Source organism: Pseudomonas sp. UW4 (genome assembly GCF_000316175.1).
GTDB lineage: Bacteria > Pseudomonadota > Gammaproteobacteria > Pseudomonadales > Pseudomonadaceae > Aquipseudomonas > Aquipseudomonas laurylsulfatiphila.
This window is the reverse complement of sequence record NC_019670.1, coordinates 1-17,989: the sequence shown is the minus strand read 5'-3', so window position 1 is coordinate 17,989 and position 17,989 is coordinate 1. Positions and strand designations below refer to the sequence as shown.

Genomic DNA, 17,989 nt, shown 5'->3' with positions numbered 1-17,989 from the left:
CCCGACCTTACTTCACACGTGCACTGATCAAGCTTATGGCCATTTTAAACATCCTCGAATTCCCTGATCCGCGTCTGCGCACTATCGCCAAGCCAGTGGCCGTAGTGGACGACGAAGTGCGTCAGTTGGTCGACGACATGTTTGAAACAATGTATGAAGCGCCTGGCATCGGCCTCGCCGCTACCCAGGTCAACGTGCACAAACGTATCGTCGTGATGGACCTCTCCGAAGACCGCACCGAGCCTCGAGTGTTCATCAACCCCGAGCTCGAACCGCTGACCGACGACATGGGCCAGTACCAGGAAGGCTGCCTGTCGGTGCCGGGCTTCTACGAAAACGTCGATCGCCCGCAACGGGTCAAGGTCAAGGCACTGGACCGCGACGGCAAGCCATACGAACTGATCGCCGAAGATTTGCTCGCGGTGTGCATCCAGCACGAATGCGACCACCTCAATGGCAAATTGTTCGTCGATTACCTGTCCACGCTCAAACGCGACCGCATCAAGAAGAAACTGGAAAAGCTTCATCGCCAGAACGCCTGATGCCCATCTTCAAAGGCTTGCTGCGGCAAGCCTTTTTCTTTTCAAGAGACGTCACCCATGACTGAGCCACTGCGCATTGTCTTTGCCGGCACCCCGGAATTCGCCGCCGAACACCTCAAGGCCCTGCTGAGCAGCCCTTACGAGATCGTCGCGGTCTACACCCAACCGGATCGTCCGGCCGGTCGCGGGCAAAAACTGATGCCGAGCCCGGTCAAGCAGCTTGCTCTGGAGAACAACATCCCGGTACTGCAGCCGCCAACCCTGCGCAACGAAGACGCGCAAGCCGAACTGGCCGCGCTGAAACCGGACTTGATGGTGGTGGTCGCCTACGGCCTGATCCTGCCGCAAGTGGTGCTGGATATTCCGCGCCTGGGTTGCATCAACAGCCACGCCTCGCTGTTGCCGCGCTGGCGCGGTGCGGCGCCGATCCAGCGTGCCGTGCAAGCAGGTGATGCCGAAAGCGGCGTGACCGTGATGCGCATGGAAGCCGGCCTCGACACCGGGCCGATGCTGCTTAAAGTCACCACGCCGATCAGTGCCGAAGACACTGGCGGCAGCCTTCACGACCGTCTGGCCGAAATGGGTCCACCGGCCGTGGTTCAGGCGATTGCCGGCCTCGCCGCGGGTACGCTGGAAGGCGAAGTGCAGGACGACAGCCTGGCCACCTACGCGCACAAATTGAACAAGGACGAAGCTCGCATCGACTGGAGTCGCCCGGCGGTTGAACTGGAGCGTCTGGTCCGTGCCTTCAACCCATGGCCGATCACTCACAGCACCTTGAATGGCGAAGCCCTGAAAGTGCTGGCCGCGAACCTGGCCGAAGGTAAAGGTGCACCCGGTGAAATCCTCAGCGCCAGCAAGGACGGCCTGATCGTCGCGTGCGGCGAGCAAGCGTTGTGCCTGACCCGTCTGCAATTGCCCGGCGGCAAGGCGCTGAACTTCAGCGACCTGTTCAACAGCCGCCGTGAGAAATTCGCCACCGGCACTGTCCTCGGTCAAGCGGCGGACGCTCAATGAATCCGCGTCTGGCCGCCGCCAAGGCACTTGCCGCTGTCCTGAACGGAAAAGCCTCGCTCAACAGTTCGCTGCCGACGCAGTTGGACAAGGTCGAGGACCGTGATCGCGGCTTCACCCAGGACCTGGCGTTCGGCACCGCACGCTGGCAGCCACGTTTGTCGGCGCTGGCGGCCAAGTTGCTGCAAAAGCCGTTCAAGGCTGCCGATGCCGATGTTGAGGCGCTGCTGTTGGTCGGCCTCTATCAGTTGCTCTACACCCGCGTCCCGGCCCATGCCGCGATTGGCGAGACGGTCGGTTGCGCCGACAAGTTGAAAAAGCCGTGGGCCAAGGCCTTGCTCAACGCTGTCCTGCGTAACGCTCAGCGCGAAAGCGAAACGATTTTCGCCGAACTGGAACGCGATCCGGTGGTACGCACCGCCCACCCGCGTTGGCTGCAGAAATCCCTGAAGGCGTTCTGGCCAGAGCAATGGGAAGCCATCTGCGCCGCCAACAACGCGCATCCGCCAATGATCCTGCGGGTCAACCGTCGCCATCACAGCCGGGATGCCTACCTCGGTTTGCTGACCGACGCCGGTATCGCCGCCACACCCTGTGTCTACAGCCGTGACGGTATCGTGCTCGAAGCCGCCGCCGACGTGCGCAGTCTGCCGGGTTTCGCCGAGGGCTGGATCAGCGTGCAGGACGAAGCGGCGCAACTGGCCGCTGATCTGCTCGATCTGGCACCGGGCCAACGGGTACTGGACGCCTGCTGCGCACCCGGCGGCAAGACGTGCCATATTCTCGAAGCCGAGCCAAAACTGGCCGGAGTGGTGGCGGTAGACCTGGAAGCCAAGCGTCTGGTGCGAGTGCGGGAAAACCTCGAACGCCTGAAACTGAGCGCCGAACTGATTGCCGCTGACGGCCGCGACACTCAGGCGTGGTGGGACGGCAAGCCGTTCCAGCGCATCCTGCTGGACGCGCCATGCTCGGCGACGGGCGTGATCCGTCGTCATCCGGACATCAAGCTGACCCGCCAGCCCGACGACATCGCCGCGCTGGCTCTGCTGCAAGGCGAGCTGCTCGACGCCATGTGGAACACCCTGGAAGTCGGCGGCATTCTGCTATATGCCACCTGCTCGACGCTGCCGACCGAGAACACCGAAGTCATCGAAGCGTTCCTCGCCCGCACGCCGGGCGCCCGTGAACTGGACCTCGCCACGGCGGCCGGCATCAAGCAGCCCCATGGCCGCCAGTTGCTCGCCCAGGAAGGCGGCCACGACGGGTTCTACTACGCCAAGCTGATCAAGATCGCCGCCGCGCGCGGTTAAACGGATTCAATGGAGTGACTGGATGAAAATCATCATCCTCGGCGCAGGGCAGGTCGGCGGTTCGCTGGCGGAACACCTGGCCAGCGAAGCCAACGACATAACCGTGGTCGATACCGATGGCGAACGCCTGCGCGACCTCGGCGACCGCCTGGACATCCGCACGGTGCAGGGCCGCGGTTCGTTTCCGACCGTGCTGCGCCAGGCCGGCGCCGACGACGCCGACATGCTGGTTGCCGTGACCAACAGCGACGAAACCAACATGGTCGCCTGCCAGGTCGCCCACACCCTGTTCCACACCCCGACCAAGATCGCCCGGGTTCGTGAGGCCGCGTACCTGACCCGCGAAGAGCAGTTGTTCCAGAATGAAGCGATTCCGGTGGACGTGCTGATCAGCCCGGAACAAGTGGTCACCAACTACATCAAGCGTCTGATCCAGCATCCGGGCGCCTTGCAAGTGATCGACTTCGCTGAAGGCAAGGCACAACTGGTCGCGGTTCGCGCCTATTACGGTGGGCCGCTGGTGGGCCAGCAACTGCGACAGTTGCGTGAACACATGCCGAACGTCGAAACCCGCGTGGCCGCCATTTTCCGCCGCGACCGGCCGATCCTGCCGCAGGGCGATACCGTGATCGAGGCCGACGACGAGGTGTTTTTCATCGCCGCCAAAGCGAACATTCGCGCGGTCATGAGCGAAATGCGCCGTCTCGACGAAACCTATAAACGCATTGTCATCGCCGGTGGCGGGCAGATCGGCGAGCGTCTGGCCGAGGCCATCGAAAGCCGTTATCAGGTAAAGATCATCGAGATGAACCCGGCACGCTGCCGTCACCTCTCGGACCACCTCGACAGCACCGTGGTGTTGCAGGGCAGCGCCTCGGACCGCGACCTGCTGCTGGAAGAGAACATTGCCGACGCGGACCTGTTCCTCGCCCTGACCAACGACGACGAAGCCAATATCATGTCGTCGCTGTTGGCCAAGCGCCTCGGAGCGAAGAAGGTGATGACCATCATCAACAACCCGGCCTATGTCGATCTCATCCAGGGCGGCGACATCGACATCGCCATCAGCCCGCAACTGGCCACCATCGGCACCTTGCTGACCCACGTACGCCGTGGCGACATCGTCAGCGTGCACTCGCTGCGCCGTGGCGCGGCAGAGGCCATCGAGGCGATCGCCCATGGCGATGCGAAATCAAGCAAGGTGATCGGCAAGGCCATCGAGAACATCGGCCTGCCGCCGGGCACCACCATCGGTGCGATTATCCGCGACGAAGAAGTGATCATCGCCCACGACGATACCGTCATCGAAGCGGGCGACCATGTGATTCTGTTTCTTGTGGATAAAAAGCATATTCGCGATGTGGAGAAGTTGTTTCATGTGGGGTTGAGCTTCTTCTAATCCGGATTCTTCGGTGATCAGACTGACCTCATCGCGAGCAAGCTCGCTCCCACAGTGGTTATATGTCGATCACAAAGCCCCTGTGGGAGCGAGCTTGCTCGCGATAGCGGTCGGACTGGCACCAACCTCTAACCGACCTACCTCAAAAAGGAATCCACCGATGATCGAATCCCTGGAAAAAATGCTCGCCAAGGGTGTGGATAACGCTTTGCTGCGCTTCGGCCTGGGCAAGGGTTATCTGGATCTGGGGGAGAACGCCAAGGCGGCGGAGCATTTTCAACGCTGCGTCGAATTCGATCCGAAGTATTCGGCGGCGTGGAAACTGCTGGGCAAGGCCCATCTGGCGCTGGCGGACTTTGCGGCCGCTCGGCAAGCCTGGGAACAAGGCCTGGAAGCCGCTCGCAACCATGGCGACAAGCAGGCAGAAAAGGAAATGACGGTGTTTCTGAAAAAGCTGGATCGCAACATTCAGAGATAGCGCAAGCCAATCCCTTCGGCATCCACCAACACCACTTCCATGCGTACCCGCGGTGCGCCTGTGGGTAAGTCTTGCACCTGCCCATAGACCACCGCGCCCCGGGGCAACGCCGACAGTTTCGGATGCTTGACGTAAACCCCGGTGGTCGACAGGTTGCGCGTCTGGCCCAGGCATTCGCCGATGTTTTCGTGACTGATCTTGATGCGGAATGACTTGCGATGTTCGGACATCTTCTGCGCCCTTTGATGAACGGTTGTGGATAACCCCGAATCCCGGGTTATCCACAGATCATGCCAATTGAATCAATACCAGCGCTCTTCACCCGGTAGCCGCTTCTTGAAGCGCTTCATGCTCCACATGTACTGGCTCGGGTAAGCGCCGACATAACGCTCGACCACTTTACTCATGGCCGCACAGGACTCCGCCGTATCGGTGCTGTACATGGCCTCTGGCGCGGCTTCGAGGATCACTTTGTAGCCTGAACCGTCGGGCAGGCGCAGCGCATGCAGGAACACGCCGACCGCTTTGCCGCCGGCGAGCATGTTCGGCACGAATTTGCTGGTCAGTGCCTGGGTGGCGAAGAACGGCACGAAGATCCCGGCGGATTCGGCCGGTTCCGGGTCGGCGGGAATGCCCACTGCACCACCTTTGCGCACTTCCTTGATGACGCTGAGGATGCCTTCCTTGGTGGAAGCGGCGACTTTGTTACCCAGTTGCACCCGTTGCTTTTGCAGCAACTCGTCCACCGCCTTCAATTTTGGCGGGCGGTAGAAAATGATTGGTTTGCACTGGCTGCAATAGAAATGATTGAGCACTTCCCAATTGCCCAGGTGGCTGGTGATGCCAACCACGCCTTTGCCGGAGGCGAGGGCGTCCTTCAAAATGTCGAGGCCCTCGACCTCGCGCACCAGGTCGATGGAGCGCTGGGCCGGCCAGATCCAGGCACAGGCGCTTTCGGTCAGGGACTTGCCGATGTCCTTAAGGCTCTGTCCGACTAAACGTTCGCGCGCGGCGGGGTCCATGTCCGGAAAGCACTTGGACAGGTTGATCCGTACCACGTCGCGGGAACGGTTCGGGGTTTTCCACATGACCCAGCCAATCGCCGAGCCCACGGCCTGCACGGCCCGCCACGGAAGCAGGGCAAACAGCCGCAGAGCGCCTACCAGCAAGGCGCCTTTCAACTTATCCACAGGTCACTCCTGATCTTGTGCTGTGCGCGAGGCGGCCATTCTAACCGCCGTTCGCCAACTGCGCGTAGCGGTCGCAGTCCCGAGTGTGATCCATGACCATGCCCGAGGCCTGCATCAGCGCGTAGCAAATGGTCGGCCCGACGAAGGTGAAACCGGCTTTTTTCAGGGCTTTGCTCATTTCCACGGCGGTCGGCGTCACGGCCGGGACTTCGCTGCGGTCCTTGAAATGATTGATCACAGGCGTGCCACCGACGAACGACCAGAGAAACACCACCGGGTCCTCCAGCGCCAGCCAGGCCTGGGCATTGCGCCGGGCCGCGTTGAGCTTGAGGCGGTTGCGGATGATGCCCGGATCGAGCATCAGTTCGTCGATTTCGGCATCGCTCATCTGCGCCACGCGCTGGACATCAAAACCAAACATCACCTGACGATAATGCTCGCGTTTGCGCAGCACAGTGATCCAGGAAAGCCCGGCCTGGAACCCTTCGAGCAAAAGCAACTCGAACAATCCCTGCGCATCGCGTAGCGGCGTGCCCCACTCCTGATCGTGATAAGCCATGTACAGCGGATCTTCGGAACACCAAAAGCAGCGTGGCATAAGGCTCCAGGGGGCGTGCGCAGCAATGAATCGGGTATACTCCCGCTCTTTAAATCGCAGCCCAAGAAACAGGTGAATTTCGTGAGCCAGCCTACGCCAGCCGTGCGTACCTTCCAAGACTTGATCCTCGCCCTCCAGCAATACTGGGCCGAGCAAGGTTGTGTGGTACTTCAGCCCTACGATATGGAAGTAGGCGCCGGCACTTTCCACACCGCTACATTCCTGCGCGCCATTGGCCCGGAAACCTGGAACGCCGCCTACGTGCAGCCAAGCCGCCGTCCGACTGACGGCCGCTACGGCGAAAACCCGAACCGTCTGCAGCACTACTACCAGTTCCAGGTGGTCCTGAAGCCGAACCCGGACAACTTCCAGGAACTGTACCTGGGCTCCCTCAAGCACGTCGGCCTGGACCCGCTGGTCCACGACATCCGCTTCGTCGAAGACAACTGGGAATCGCCGACCCTCGGCGCCTGGGGTCTGGGCTGGGAAGTCTGGCTCAACGGCATGGAAGTGACGCAGTTCACCTACTTCCAGCAAGCGGGCGGCATCGAATGCTACCCGGTGACCGGCGAGATCACCTACGGTCTCGAGCGTCTTGCCATGTACCTGCAAGGCGTGGACTCGGTCTACGACCTGGTCTGGGCTGACGGTCCGTTCGGCAAAGTGACCTACGGCGACGTGTTCCATCAGAACGAAGTGGAGCAATCGACCTACAACTTCGAACACGCCAATGTCGACAAGCTGTTCGAACTGTTCGATTTCTACGAAAGCGAAGCCAAGCGCCTGATCGAGCTCGACCAGCCGCTGCCGTTGCCGAGCTACGAAATGGTGTTGAAGGCTTCCCATACCTTCAACCTGCTGGATGCGCGCCGGGCAATCTCGGTGACCGCGCGTCAGCAATACATCCTGCGTGTACGCACCCTGGCGCGTTCCGTTGCGCAAGCCTACCTGCTGGCTCGCGCCAAGCTGGGCTTCCCGATGGCGACCCCGGACCTGCGTGACGAAGTACTGGCCAAGCTGGAGGCTGCACAATGAGTGCTCTGGATTTTCTGGTTGAACTGGGCACTGAAGAACTGCCACCCAAGGCCCTGAACACCTTGGCCGAGGCGTTCCTTGCCGGTATCGACAAGGGCCTGCAAGCTGCCGGCCTGAACTACGAGACCAAAACCGTTTATGCCGCGCCACGCCGCCTAGCCGTGCTGATCACCTCGCTGGCCACCCAGCAGCCGGATCGCAGCATCAACCTCGATGGCCCGCCACGTCAGGCTGCATTCGATGCCGAAGGCAACCCGACCCAGGCAGCACTGGGTTTTGCCAAGAAGTGCGGCGTCGAGCTGAGCGAAATCGATCAGAGCGGCCCGAAACTGCGCTACAGCCAGAGCATCGCCGGCAAGCCGACCGCGAGCCTGCTGCCGACCATCGTCGAAGATTCCCTGAACGACCTGCCGATCCCGAAACGCATGCGTTGGGGTGCGCGCAAGGAAGAGTTCGTGCGTCCGACCCAATGGCTGGTGATGCTGCTCGGTGACCAGGTCATCGACTGCACCATCCTCGCCCAGAAAGCCGGTCGCGATTCCCGTGGTCACCGCTTCCATCACCCGGAAAGCGTGCGTATCGGTTCGCCGTCCAGCTACCTGGCCGACCTGCGTGCCGCCTACGTGCTGGCCGATGCCAACGAGCGTCGCGAGATCATCAGCAAGCGCACCGAAGAGCTGGCCACCCGTCAGGAAGGCACGGCAATCGTTCCGCCGGCCCTGCTCGATGAAGTGACTGCGCTGGTCGAGTGGCCGGTGCCGCTGGTGTGCTCGTTCGAGGAGCGTTTCCTCGACGTGCCGCAGGAAGCCCTGATCACCACCATGCAGGACAACCAGAAGTACTTCTGCCTGCTGGATGCCGACGGCAAGTTGCTGCCACGTTTCATCACCGTGGCCAACATCGAAAGCAAAGACCCGCAGCAGATCATCGCCGGTAACGAGAAAGTGGTTCGCCCACGCCTGACCGACGCCGAGTTCTTCTTCAAGCAAGACAAGAAGCAGAAGCTCGAAGACTTCAACCTGCGCCTGCAGAACGTGGTGTTCCAGGAAAAGCTCGGCAGCGTCTACGACAAGGCCGAGCGTGTTTCCAGGCTCGCCGCGTTCATCGCTCAACGCATCGGCGGCAACGCCGCGTGGGCCGCTCGTGCCGGCCTGCTGTCCAAGTGCGACCTGTCGACCGAAATGGTCGGCGAGTTCCCGGAGATGCAAGGTGTCGCCGGTTACTACTACGCCCTCAACGATGGCGAGCCGGAAGATGTCGCCCTGGCCCTGAACGAGCAGTACATGCCGCGTGGTGCCGGCGCTGAATTGCCGTCCACCCTGACCGGTGCGGCCGTGGCCATCGCCGACAAGCTCGATACGCTGGTCGGTATTTTCGGCATCGGCATGCTGCCAACCGGTAGCAAGGACCCGTATGCCCTGCGCCGAGCGGCACTGGGCGTGTTGCGCATCCTGATCGAGAAACAACTGGACCTGGACCTGACCGAGGCCGTGGCTTTCGCCGTGGATGCGTTCGGTACCAAGGTCAAGGCTGCCGGCCTCAATGACTCGGTGCTGGAGTTCATCTTCGACCGTCTGCGTGCCCGTTACGAAGACGAAGGCGTCGATGTCGCCACCTACCTGTCGGTGCGTGCCCTGAAGCCAGGCTCGGCCCTGGACTTCGACCAGCGCGTGCAAGCGGTAGAGGCCTTCCGCAAATTGCCGGAAGCCGCTGCCCTGGCCGCGGTGAACAAGCGTGTGTCGAACCTGCTGAGCAAGGTCGAAGGTTCGGTGCCTACAGTCGTGGAAGCCAAGTACTTCGACAATGCCAACGAGTTCTCCCTGTACTCGGCGATCCAGCAGGCTGACCAGGCTGTACAGCCAATGGCCGCCTCGCGTCAGTACAGCGAATCCCTGGCACGCCTGGCTGCATTGCGCGAGCCGGTGGATGCGTTCTTCGAAGCCGTGATGGTCAACGCGGAAGACGCAAAAGTCCGCGCCAACCGTTATGCATTGCTGGCGCGTCTGCGTGGGTTGTTCCTCGGCGTCGCCGATATTTCGTTGCTGGGGTAAGACTGTTTGAAACTGCTGATTCTCGATCGGGACGGGGTGATCAATTACGACTCCGACGCTTACATCAAGTCGGTGGAGGAGTGGATTCCACTCCCCGGTTCGATCGAAGCCATCGCGCAGTTGAGCAAGGCCGGCTGGACGGTAGCAGTCGCTACCAACCAGTCGGGCATCGCTCGCGGGTACTACGACCTCGCTACCCTGGATGCGATGCACGAGCGCTTGCGCGCGCTGGTGGCGGAGCAGGGTGGTGAAGTCGGCCTGATCGTCTACTGCCCCCACGGGCCGGACGAAGGCTGCGATTGCCGCAAGCCGAAACCCGGGATGTTGAAAAGCATCGCCGCACATTACAACGTGTCGCTGACTAATCTATGGTTCGTCGGCGATAGCCTTGGTGACCTGGAAGCCGCTAAAGCCGTCGATTCACAGCCAGTTTTGGTAAAGACCGGAAAAGGCGAAAAAACCTTGGGCAAGACCTTACCGGCAGGCACCTTGATTTTTGACGATCTGGCGGCGATTGCCGCAGAACTTATCCACAATTAGAGCGTTTTCGAGACTCCTGACCAGGGAGTGATCGGGAGTGTGCTTTATATAGACGGGCAAAGCCCGCACGGTAACCGTCACCATGTTGATACTGCAGGCCATCAGAACCTTCCTCTTTTACCTGCTGCTGGGCACCAGTTCCTTGCTGTGGTGCAGCCTGAGTTTTTTTATCGCGCCGTTTCTGCCGTTCAAGGCACGTTATCGCTTCATCAACGTTTACTGGTGTCGCTGCGCCTTGTGGCTGAGCAAAGTGTTTCTGGGTATCAGCTACGAAGTGAAGGGTGCCGAGAACGTCCCTGAAAGGCCTTGCGTCATTCAGTCGAACCACCAGAGCACGTGGGAGACGTTCTTTCTCTCTGCCTACTTCTCGCCGCTGAGCCAGGTGCTCAAACGCGAATTGCTCTATGTGCCGTTCTTCGGTTGGGCCATGGCCATGCTGCGACCGATCGCCATCGATCGCGACAACCCGAAAGCCGCACTCAAGCATGTGGCGCAGAAAGGCGATGAGTTGCTCAAGGACAACGTCTGGGTGCTGATCTTCCCCGAAGGCACGCGCGTTCCTTACGGCACCATCGGAAAGTTCTCGCGTGGTGGCAGTGCATTGGCGGTCAACGCCGAATTGCCTGTGCTGCCGATTGCGCACAACGCCGGCAAGTTCTGGCCGAAAACCGGTTGGGCGAAGAAGCAGGGCGTCATCACCGTGATCATTGGCACACCGATGTATGCCGAAGGCACGGGACCACGAGCCATTGCTGAATTGAACGACCGGGTCCAGGCCTGGAACGAGCAGATGCAACGGGAAATGGGCTCACTGCCACCAGCTCCGCAAGCGCCGGTTTCAAACGACCAGATGGCTGTCTGAGATTCTGTGGATAACCTGTGTACCGTTTCATTGAAAACCGTCGTTATTTGTACGTAACTTTATGATTTTTTTACATATTTCTTAGAATGATAAATCCCATAAAAACGTGCATAAGTTTTTTTCGGACGTAAAAAAACCGGCTGATATAGCCGGTTTTTTTATGCCTGTAATGTAGATGCTTCAGGCTGTGTACAAAGCGAGTCGAGAGTGAAACAGGTGGGGAAAAAATCAAAAGATCGCAGCCTTCGGCAGCTCCTGCAGGGATATCAATTTCTGCCTGTAGGAGCTGCCGAAGGCTGCGATCTTTTGACCTCAACAAATAAAAAGGCCAACGCATGAGCGTTGGCCTTTTGTATGGCGGGGCGACCGGAATCAGAAGTCCAGGTTGGACACCGCCAGGGCGTTGCTCTCGATGAAGTCACGGCGAGGTTCGACCGCATCACCCATCAGGGTGTTGAAGATCTGGTCCGCGCCAATGGCGTCTTCGATGGTCACTTTGAGCATGCGGCGCGAGCCCGGGTCCATGGTGGTTTCCCACAGCTGATCCGGGTTCATTTCGCCCAGTCCTTTGTATCGCTGGATGGTATGGCGCTTGGTGCTTTCGGCCATCAACCACTCAAGGGCTTCCTTGAACTCGGTGACTTGCTTCTTGCGTTCGCCACGCTGGATGTACGCGCCGTCGTCCAGCAAGGTGCTCAGTTGAGCGCCCAGGGAAACCACGGTCTTGTAGTCGTTGCTGCCGAAGAAGTCGCGGTTGAAGGTGACGTAGTTGGACAGGCCGTGGGAGATCAGTTCGACCTCTGGCAGCCAGACGTTACGTTCACGATCTTCACGCAGGCTGGCCTTGTAGACCAGGCCCGACTTCTCGACGGTGCGCAGACGCACTTCGTACTGGGCCAGCCAATCCTGCATCGCTGCGTGATCGGACAGTTGATCCATGCTGACCGCCGGCAGGTAGATGAAGTGCTCGGTCAGTTCCTGTGGGTACAGGCGCGACAGACGCTTGAGGGTCTTCATGACCAGACGGAAGTCGTTCACCAGACGCTCAAGGGCTTCGCCGGAGATACCCGGTGCTTCCTCGTTCAGGTGCAGGCTCGCATCTTCCAGGGCCGACTGCGTCATGTACTCTTCCATGGCGTCGTCGTCTTTGATGTATTGCTCTTGCTTGCCTTTCTTCACTTTGTACAGCGGCGGCTGGGCGATGTAGATGTAGCCACGCTCGATCAGCTCCGGCAGTTGACGGAAGAAGAAGGTCAGCAGCAAGGTACGGATGTGCGAACCGTCGACGTCAGCATCGGTCATGATGATGATGTTGTGATAGCGCAGCTTGTCGATGTTGTACTCTTCGCGACCGATGCCACAGCCCAGCGCGGTGATCAAGGTGCCTACTTCCTGGGAAGAGATCATCTTGTCGAAGCGTGCCTTCTCGACGTTCAGGATTTTACCCTTGAGGGGCAGAATTGCCTGGGTCCTGCGGTTACGTCCCTGCTTGGCAGAGCCGCCCGCGGAGTCACCTTCCACGAGGTACAGTTCGGACAGGGCAGGGTCCTTTTCCTGGCAGTCCGCCAGTTTGCCCGGCAGGCCGGCGATGTCCAGTGCGCCTTTGCGGCGGGTCATTTCACGGGCCTTGCGCGCCGCTTCACGGGCACGCGCTGCGTCGATCATCTTGCCGACGACCAGCTTGGCTTCGTTCGGGTTTTCCAGCAGGAAGTCGGAGAAGTACTTGCCCATTTCCTGTTCGACCGCGGTCTTCACTTCGGAAGACACCAGCTTGTCTTTGGTCTGGGAGCTGAACTTCGGATCCGGTACCTTCACCGAAATGATCGCGGTCAGGCCTTCACGGGCATCGTCACCGGTAGTGGCGACCTTGTGCTTCTTCGCCAGGCCCTCGGCTTCGATGTAGGTGTTCAGGTTACGCGTCAGTGCGGAACGGAAACCCACCAGGTGAGTACCGCCGTCGCGCTGTGGAATGTTGTTGGTGAAGCACAACAGGTTCTCGTTGAAACTGTCGTTCCACTGCAGGGCGATTTCCACGCCGATGCCGTCTTCACGCTGGATGTTGAAGTGGAACACCTGGTTGACCGGGGTCTTGTTGGTGTTCAGGTATTCAACGAACGCACGCAGGCCGCCTTCGTACTTGAACAGCTCTTCCTTGCCGCTGCGCTCATCTTTGAGGACGATACCGACACCGGAGTTGAGGAAGGACAGTTCACGAATCCGCTTGGCCAGGATGTCCCAGCTGAAGTGGATGTTCTTGAAGGTTTCGCTGGAAGCCTTGAAGTGGATCTGCGTACCGGTGGTTTCGGAGTCGCCAACGATTTTCATCGGCTCTTGCGGAACACCGTGGACGTAAGTCTGTTCCCAGATCTTGCCACTACGGCGAACGGTCAGGACCAGCTCTTCCGACAGGGCATTAACGACCGACACACCCACGCCGTGCAGACCGCCGGAAACCTTATAGGAGTTGTCGTCGAATTTACCGCCGGCGTGCAGCACGGTCATGATGACCTCGGCTGCCGAAACGCCTTCTTCTTTGTGTACGTCTACCGGGATGCCACGGCCGTTGTCGCGAACGGTGATGGACTCATCCGGGTGGATGATGATGCTGATGTCGTCGCAGTAGCCGGCGAGCGCTTCGTCGATCGAGTTATCGACCACCTCGAACACCATGTGGTGCAGACCGCTGCCATCGTCGGTATCACCAATGTACATACCGGGACGTTTGCGTACGGCATCCAGGCCTTTCAGCACTTTAATGCTCGTTGAGTCGTACGTATTTTCTTCGCTCAATGCCTTCACTCCCGATGGTCGTGGGTCTGGGTGATACGGCCCTGTTCCACGTGGAACAGAGCGACTGGCGTTTCCGTCTGCCAGCCTTCCCTCAATAATTCGTGATCTACACAGGTGATAAATACCTGGCAGCGTAAGTCTTCCAACAAGCGGCAAAGCGCGCGACGGTGGTGCTCGTCCAGCTCGGACGGCAAGTCATCCACCAGATAAATACACTGACCGCGTCGAGCCTGGCTGACCAGGTGCCCTTGGGCAATCCGCAATGCGCAAACCACCAACTTCTGCTGGCCACGGGACAAGATGTCCGCGGCGTTGTGTGCGCCCAGTCTGAGACGCAAATCAGCACGTTGTGGTCCGGCCTGGGTATGCCCCATTTGCTGGTCCCGCTGCAGAGACCCGGCGAGCACAGCACTCAGTTCACGGTCCTTGTCCCAGCCGCGGTAATAGCTGAGCGTCAAGCCTTCAAGCTCAACCAGTTCGCTCAAGGTTTGTTCAAAGACTGGTTTCAAGGCTTTGATATAAGCGCGGCGGTATTCATCAATTTCAGCGCTGGCCTGGCACAGTTCCCTGTCCCAAACCGCTTGCGAAACGGCGTCAAGTGTACCATGCCGCAGCCAAGAGTTTCTCTGGCGCAGGGCCTTCTGCAGGCGCTGCCAGGTTGACATGAAGCGCGGTTCCACGTGGAACACGCCCCAGTCGAGAAACTGTCGGCGAATCTTCGGCGCACCTTCCAGCAATCGAAAGCTGTCAGGATTGATCAGTTGCAGTGGCAGGATTTCCGCCAGTTGCGCGGCGCTGCGGGCGTTCTGCCCATCGATACGGATCTGGAATTCGCCTTGGCGATCCCGCGAAATGCCCAAGGCGCTGTGCCCGCCCTCCGCCAGTTCAACCTGGCCAAAGACGGTGCACGCCAGTTGCTCGTATTGAATGACCGGCAACAGTCGGGTGCTGCGAAACGAACGGGCAAGCCCCAGCAGATGGATGGCTTCCAGAACACTGGTTTTGCCGCTGCCGTTGGCGCCGTAAAGGATATTGATGCGTGGGGAGGGGGAGAAGGTCACCGGGTGCAAATTGCGCACCGCGGTGACCGAGACGCGACTTAAGGACATCTAGCTTCTGCTGGGCATGATTACAGACGCATCGGCATGACAACGTAGGCCGAGTCGTCGTTATCCGATTCCTGCACCAGCGCACTGCTGTTGGAGTCGGACAGGATCAGACGAACCTGCTCAGTGGTCATCACGCCCAGCACGTCGAGCAGGTAGCTCACGTTGAAGCCGATTTCCAGAGAACCACCGTTGTATTCAACGCCCACTTCCTCTTCCGCTTCTTCCTGCTCCGGGTTGTTGGCCTGGATCTTCAACTGACCGCTGGCCAGTTGCAGACGGATACCACGGTACTTCTCGTTGGACAGGATCGCGGTACGGCTGAACGCTTCGCGCAGCGCCTGGCGATCGCCCAGTACCAGCTTGTCGCCGCCTTTTGGCAGAACCCGTTCGTAGTCCGGGAATTTGCCGTCGACCAGTTTCGAGGTGAAGGTGAATTCACCGGTGGTGGCGCGGATGTGGTGCTGACCCAGAACGATGCTGACATTGCCATCCGGCTCGGTGAGCAGGCGTGCCAGTTCGAGGATACCTTTGCGCGGTACGATGACCTGGTGACGATCCGGTTGACCGATATCGGCCTGCATCGAGCACATGGCCAGGCGGTGACCGTCGGTGGCCACGGCGCGGATCACACCAGCGGAAACTTCCAGCAACATGCCGTTGAGGTAGTAACGCACGTCCTGCTGGGCCATGGCGAAGCTGGTGCGCTCGATCAGACGGCGCAGCTTGCTTTGCTCCAGGCTGCAGGTCAGCGAGCCCGGGCCTTCTTCCACGGTTGGGAAGTCGTTGGCCGGCAGCGTCGACAGGGTGAAGCGGCTACGGCCGGCCTTGACCACAAGCTTCTGCTCATCCACCTTGATGTCGATCAGCGCATCGTTTGGCAGGCTCTTGCAGATGTCCATCAGCTTGCGCGCAGGCACGGTGATGGAACCCGGATCCGCCGGCTCTTCGAGTTGAACACGACCAACCAGCTCGACTTCCAGGTCGGTACCGGTCAGCGACAATTGCTGGCCTTCGACAACCAGCAGCACGTTGGAGAGCACCGGCAAGGTCTGGCGGCGTTCGACGACGCCTGCGACCAGTTGCAGGGGTTTCAACAGGGCTTCGCGTTGAATGGTGAAATGCATGGTCTAGTCCCTTGCCTTAATTAGCTGCGCTGGTGTTCATCAAGTGGTCAGTGTACGCAGCAGGTTCTTGTAGTCCTCGCGGATGTCCGCGTCGGATTCCTTAAGTTCGTTGATCTTGCGGCAGGCGTGCAAAACAGTCGTATGGTCGCGGCCGCCAAACACGTCGCCGATTTCCGGCAGGCTGTGGTTAGTCAACTCTTTGGACAAGGCCATTGCAACCTGACGCGGACGTGCGACCGAGCGAGAACGACGCTTGGACAGCAAGTCGGAGATCTTGATCTTGTAGTACTCGGCGACGGTGCGCTGAATGTTATCCACAGAGACCAGTTTATCCTGCAACGCCAACAAGTCCTTCAGGGATTCGCGAATCAACTCGATGGTGATATCGCGCCCCATGAAGTGCGAGTGGGCGATCACGCGTTTGAGCGCGCCTTCCAGCTCACGGACGTTGGAGCGAATACGCTGGGCAATGAAGAACGCGGCGTCATGCGGCAGCTCGACTTTGGCCTGATCGGCCTTTTTCATCAGAATCGCCACGCGGGTTTCCAGCTCCGGTGGCTCGACCGCTACGGTCAGGCCCCAGCCAAAGCGGGATTTGAGGCGTTCTTCAAGGCCTTCGATTTCTTTCGGGTAGCGGTCACTGGTGAGAATGACCTGCTGGCCACCTTCGAGCAGGGCGTTGAAGGTATGGAAAAATTCTTCCTGGGAACGCTCTTTACGGGCGAAGAACTGAATGTCATCGATCAGCAACGCATCCACCGAACGGTAGAAGCGTTTGAATTCGTTGATCGCGTTCAGTTGCAGGGCCTTGACCATGTCCGCCACGAAACGCTCGGAATGCAGGTACACCACCTTGGCATTCGGGTTCTTCTTTAATAGGTGGTTACCCACAGCGTGCATCAAGTGGGTTTTACCCAGGCCGACGCCACCATAAAGGAAGAGCGGGTTGTAACCGTGCTTGGGGTTGTCAGCCACCTGCCAGGCGGCGGCGCGTGCCAACTGGTTGGATTTACCTTCGACGAAATTCTCGAAGGTAAAGGTGCGGTTCAGGTAACTGGTGTGCTTGAGCGCACCTTCGACTTGCACGGTACGTTGCTCGGCACGAACCGGGGCCTGTTGCGAACTGGCGCCGGCCATCGGATCGAAGCTGTCACGGGAAGGTTCTTCCTCGGTGACATCGGCCATTTTTTGCGTGGTGCGCTTGGTCGAAGCCGCAGCAGGTGCTGGCGGCGGCGGACTGGCGGGTGTTTGAGCAGCCTGGGCCTGGGAAGCGGCGGCTGCCAGGGGAGCATTTGGCGCGGCACGCGGTGCCGAACTGCGTTTGCTGCCTATTAATAAGGAAAGCGCAGGCGCCATGCCATTGCCGTGCTCATCGAGCAATTCGAGAACACGCCCCAGGTACTTTTCGTTGACCCAGTCCAGAACAAAACGATTGGGTGCATAGACACGCAACTCGTCGCCTTCGGCTTCGACCTGTAGTGGACGGATCCAAGTGTTGAATTGTTGGGCAGGCAGCTCATCGCGCAGAAGCTCCACGCACTGCTGCCAAAGTTCCACTGACACGGATATCCCCTAAGTTGAAAGCCGGTGAGGCAAAAACAAGCGGCCATTGTAGCGACCAGACGCCGACTTATCCACACGAAGGTGGTTCATCGACCAAGAAGAATCGCCGTTTCATACGCAAAAAAGACGACCAGTGGTCTGTGCATAAGCTCTGTGGATAACCGGGGTTAAGGTCATTGCACAAGTGGGAGCGAAACTCGGTGGATAACCGGCCTGTGGATAAACCGGCTTTCCACACACAGGTTATCCGATAGCGCAGCACAGGCTGAACACGGTTTTCCACTGTAGTTGTCATTCTCTGTACAGCAGGTAAAACAAGGGCTAAAGGCACTTATCCACAGAAGGGTCCGGGCCTAGCTTTTATAAGCTTTACAGAAAAGCTTT

General features: G+C 59.4%; 16 protein-coding genes. 9 read left to right on the top strand and 7 right to left on the bottom strand.

Translation table 11 applies throughout. The annotated features are described in order from the left end of the window. Positions 1–35 precede the first annotated feature (35 nt). The 5 genes from def to PPUTUW4_RS00060 all read left to right on the top strand — a co-directional run bounded on the left by def (position 36) and on the right by PPUTUW4_RS00060 (position 4,743). Positions 36–542: a peptide deformylase gene (def, locus tag PPUTUW4_RS00080; protein ID WP_007969867.1), complete on the top strand. Its 507-nt coding sequence runs from the start codon at positions 36–38 to the stop codon at positions 540–542. Between the two features lie 57 nt (positions 543–599). Beyond that, complete coding sequence (fmt, locus tag PPUTUW4_RS00075; RefSeq protein WP_015092859.1) at positions 600–1,559, top strand: methionyl-tRNA formyltransferase; 960 nt, start codon at positions 600–602, stop codon at positions 1,557–1,559. Further along, a complete protein-coding gene (gene rsmB, locus PPUTUW4_RS00070) occupies positions 1,556–2,866 on the top strand; it encodes a 16S rRNA (cytosine(967)-C(5))-methyltransferase RsmB (RefSeq protein WP_015092858.1) in 1,311 nt (436 codons plus the stop codon). Before fmt ends, rsmB begins: the two co-directional genes overlap by 4 nt. Positions 2,867–2,888: 22 nt before the next feature. Continuing rightward, a complete protein-coding gene (gene trkA / locus PPUTUW4_RS00065) occupies positions 2,889–4,265 on the top strand; it encodes a Trk system potassium transporter TrkA (RefSeq protein WP_015092857.1) in 1,377 nt (458 codons plus the stop codon). 160 nt (positions 4,266–4,425) lie between these two features. Beyond that, a complete protein-coding gene (locus tag PPUTUW4_RS00060; protein WP_015092856.1) occupies positions 4,426–4,743 on the top strand; it encodes a tetratricopeptide repeat protein in 318 nt (105 codons plus the stop codon). Here PPUTUW4_RS00060 and PPUTUW4_RS00055 read toward each other — a convergent pair. The 3 genes from PPUTUW4_RS00055 to tag all read right to left on the bottom strand — a co-directional run bounded on the left by PPUTUW4_RS00055 (position 4,734) and on the right by tag (position 6,531). Next, the gene (locus PPUTUW4_RS00055) at positions 4,734–4,973 is read right to left on the bottom strand and encodes a PilZ domain-containing protein (protein ID WP_015092855.1); all 240 of its coding nucleotides are present in this window, start codon (positions 4,971–4,973) and stop codon (positions 4,734–4,736) included. The genes PPUTUW4_RS00060 and PPUTUW4_RS00055 overlap by 10 nt on opposite strands. 72 nt (positions 4,974–5,045) lie before the next feature. Further along, positions 5,046–5,933, bottom strand: coding sequence for a lysophospholipid acyltransferase (locus tag PPUTUW4_RS00050; RefSeq protein WP_015092854.1), 888 nt, complete (start codon positions 5,931–5,933; stop codon positions 5,046–5,048). Between the two features lie 40 nt (positions 5,934–5,973). Then, positions 5,974–6,531, bottom strand: coding sequence for a DNA-3-methyladenine glycosylase I (tag, locus tag PPUTUW4_RS00045; RefSeq protein ID WP_015092853.1), 558 nt, complete (start codon positions 6,529–6,531; stop codon positions 5,974–5,976). Between the two features lie 81 nt (positions 6,532–6,612). Here tag and glyQ point away from each other — a divergent pair, with 81 nt between their 5' ends. The 4 genes from glyQ (at position 6,613) to PPUTUW4_RS00025 (ending at position 11,019) form a co-directional block, all read left to right on the top strand. Continuing rightward, a complete protein-coding gene (gene glyQ / locus PPUTUW4_RS00040) occupies positions 6,613–7,566 on the top strand; it encodes a glycine--tRNA ligase subunit alpha (RefSeq protein WP_003187265.1) in 954 nt (317 codons plus the stop codon). Next, positions 7,563–9,617, top strand: coding sequence for a glycine--tRNA ligase subunit beta (glyS, locus tag PPUTUW4_RS00035; RefSeq protein ID WP_015092852.1), 2,055 nt, complete (start codon positions 7,563–7,565; stop codon positions 9,615–9,617). The genes glyQ and glyS overlap by 4 nt, the downstream gene beginning before the upstream one ends. A gap of 6 nt (positions 9,618–9,623) precedes the next feature. Further along, positions 9,624–10,157, top strand: coding sequence for a D-glycero-beta-D-manno-heptose 1,7-bisphosphate 7-phosphatase (gene gmhB, locus PPUTUW4_RS00030; protein ID WP_008002304.1), 534 nt, complete (start codon positions 9,624–9,626; stop codon positions 10,155–10,157). Positions 10,158–10,239: 82 nt separating this feature from the next. Then, positions 10,240–11,019, top strand: coding sequence for a lysophospholipid acyltransferase family protein (locus PPUTUW4_RS00025; RefSeq protein WP_015092851.1), 780 nt, complete (start codon positions 10,240–10,242; stop codon positions 11,017–11,019). Between the two features lie 372 nt (positions 11,020–11,391). On the opposite strand, the gene gyrB is transcribed toward PPUTUW4_RS00025, so the two are convergent. Genes gyrB through dnaA form a run of 4 tightly spaced genes read right to left on the bottom strand, consistent with a single transcriptional unit; the run spans position 11,392 to position 17,605 of the window. After that, the gene (gene gyrB, locus PPUTUW4_RS00020; RefSeq protein WP_007969881.1) at positions 11,392–13,809 is read right to left on the bottom strand and encodes a DNA topoisomerase (ATP-hydrolyzing) subunit B; all 2,418 of its coding nucleotides are present in this window, start codon (positions 13,807–13,809) and stop codon (positions 11,392–11,394) included. 5 nt (positions 13,810–13,814) lie between these two features. Further along, entirely contained in the window at positions 13,815–14,918 is a 1,104-nt protein-coding gene (gene recF, locus PPUTUW4_RS00015; protein ID WP_007969883.1) for a DNA replication/repair protein RecF, read from the bottom strand. A 20-nt stretch (positions 14,919–14,938) separates the two neighbouring features. Beyond that, entirely contained in the window at positions 14,939–16,042 is a 1,104-nt protein-coding gene (dnaN, locus tag PPUTUW4_RS00010; RefSeq protein WP_007969885.1) for a DNA polymerase III subunit beta, read from the bottom strand. Positions 16,043–16,081: 39 nt separating this feature from the next. Next, positions 16,082–17,605, bottom strand: coding sequence for a chromosomal replication initiator protein DnaA (gene dnaA / locus PPUTUW4_RS00005; RefSeq protein WP_015092850.1), 1,524 nt, complete (start codon positions 17,603–17,605; stop codon positions 16,082–16,084). Positions 17,606–17,989 lie beyond the last annotated feature (384 nt).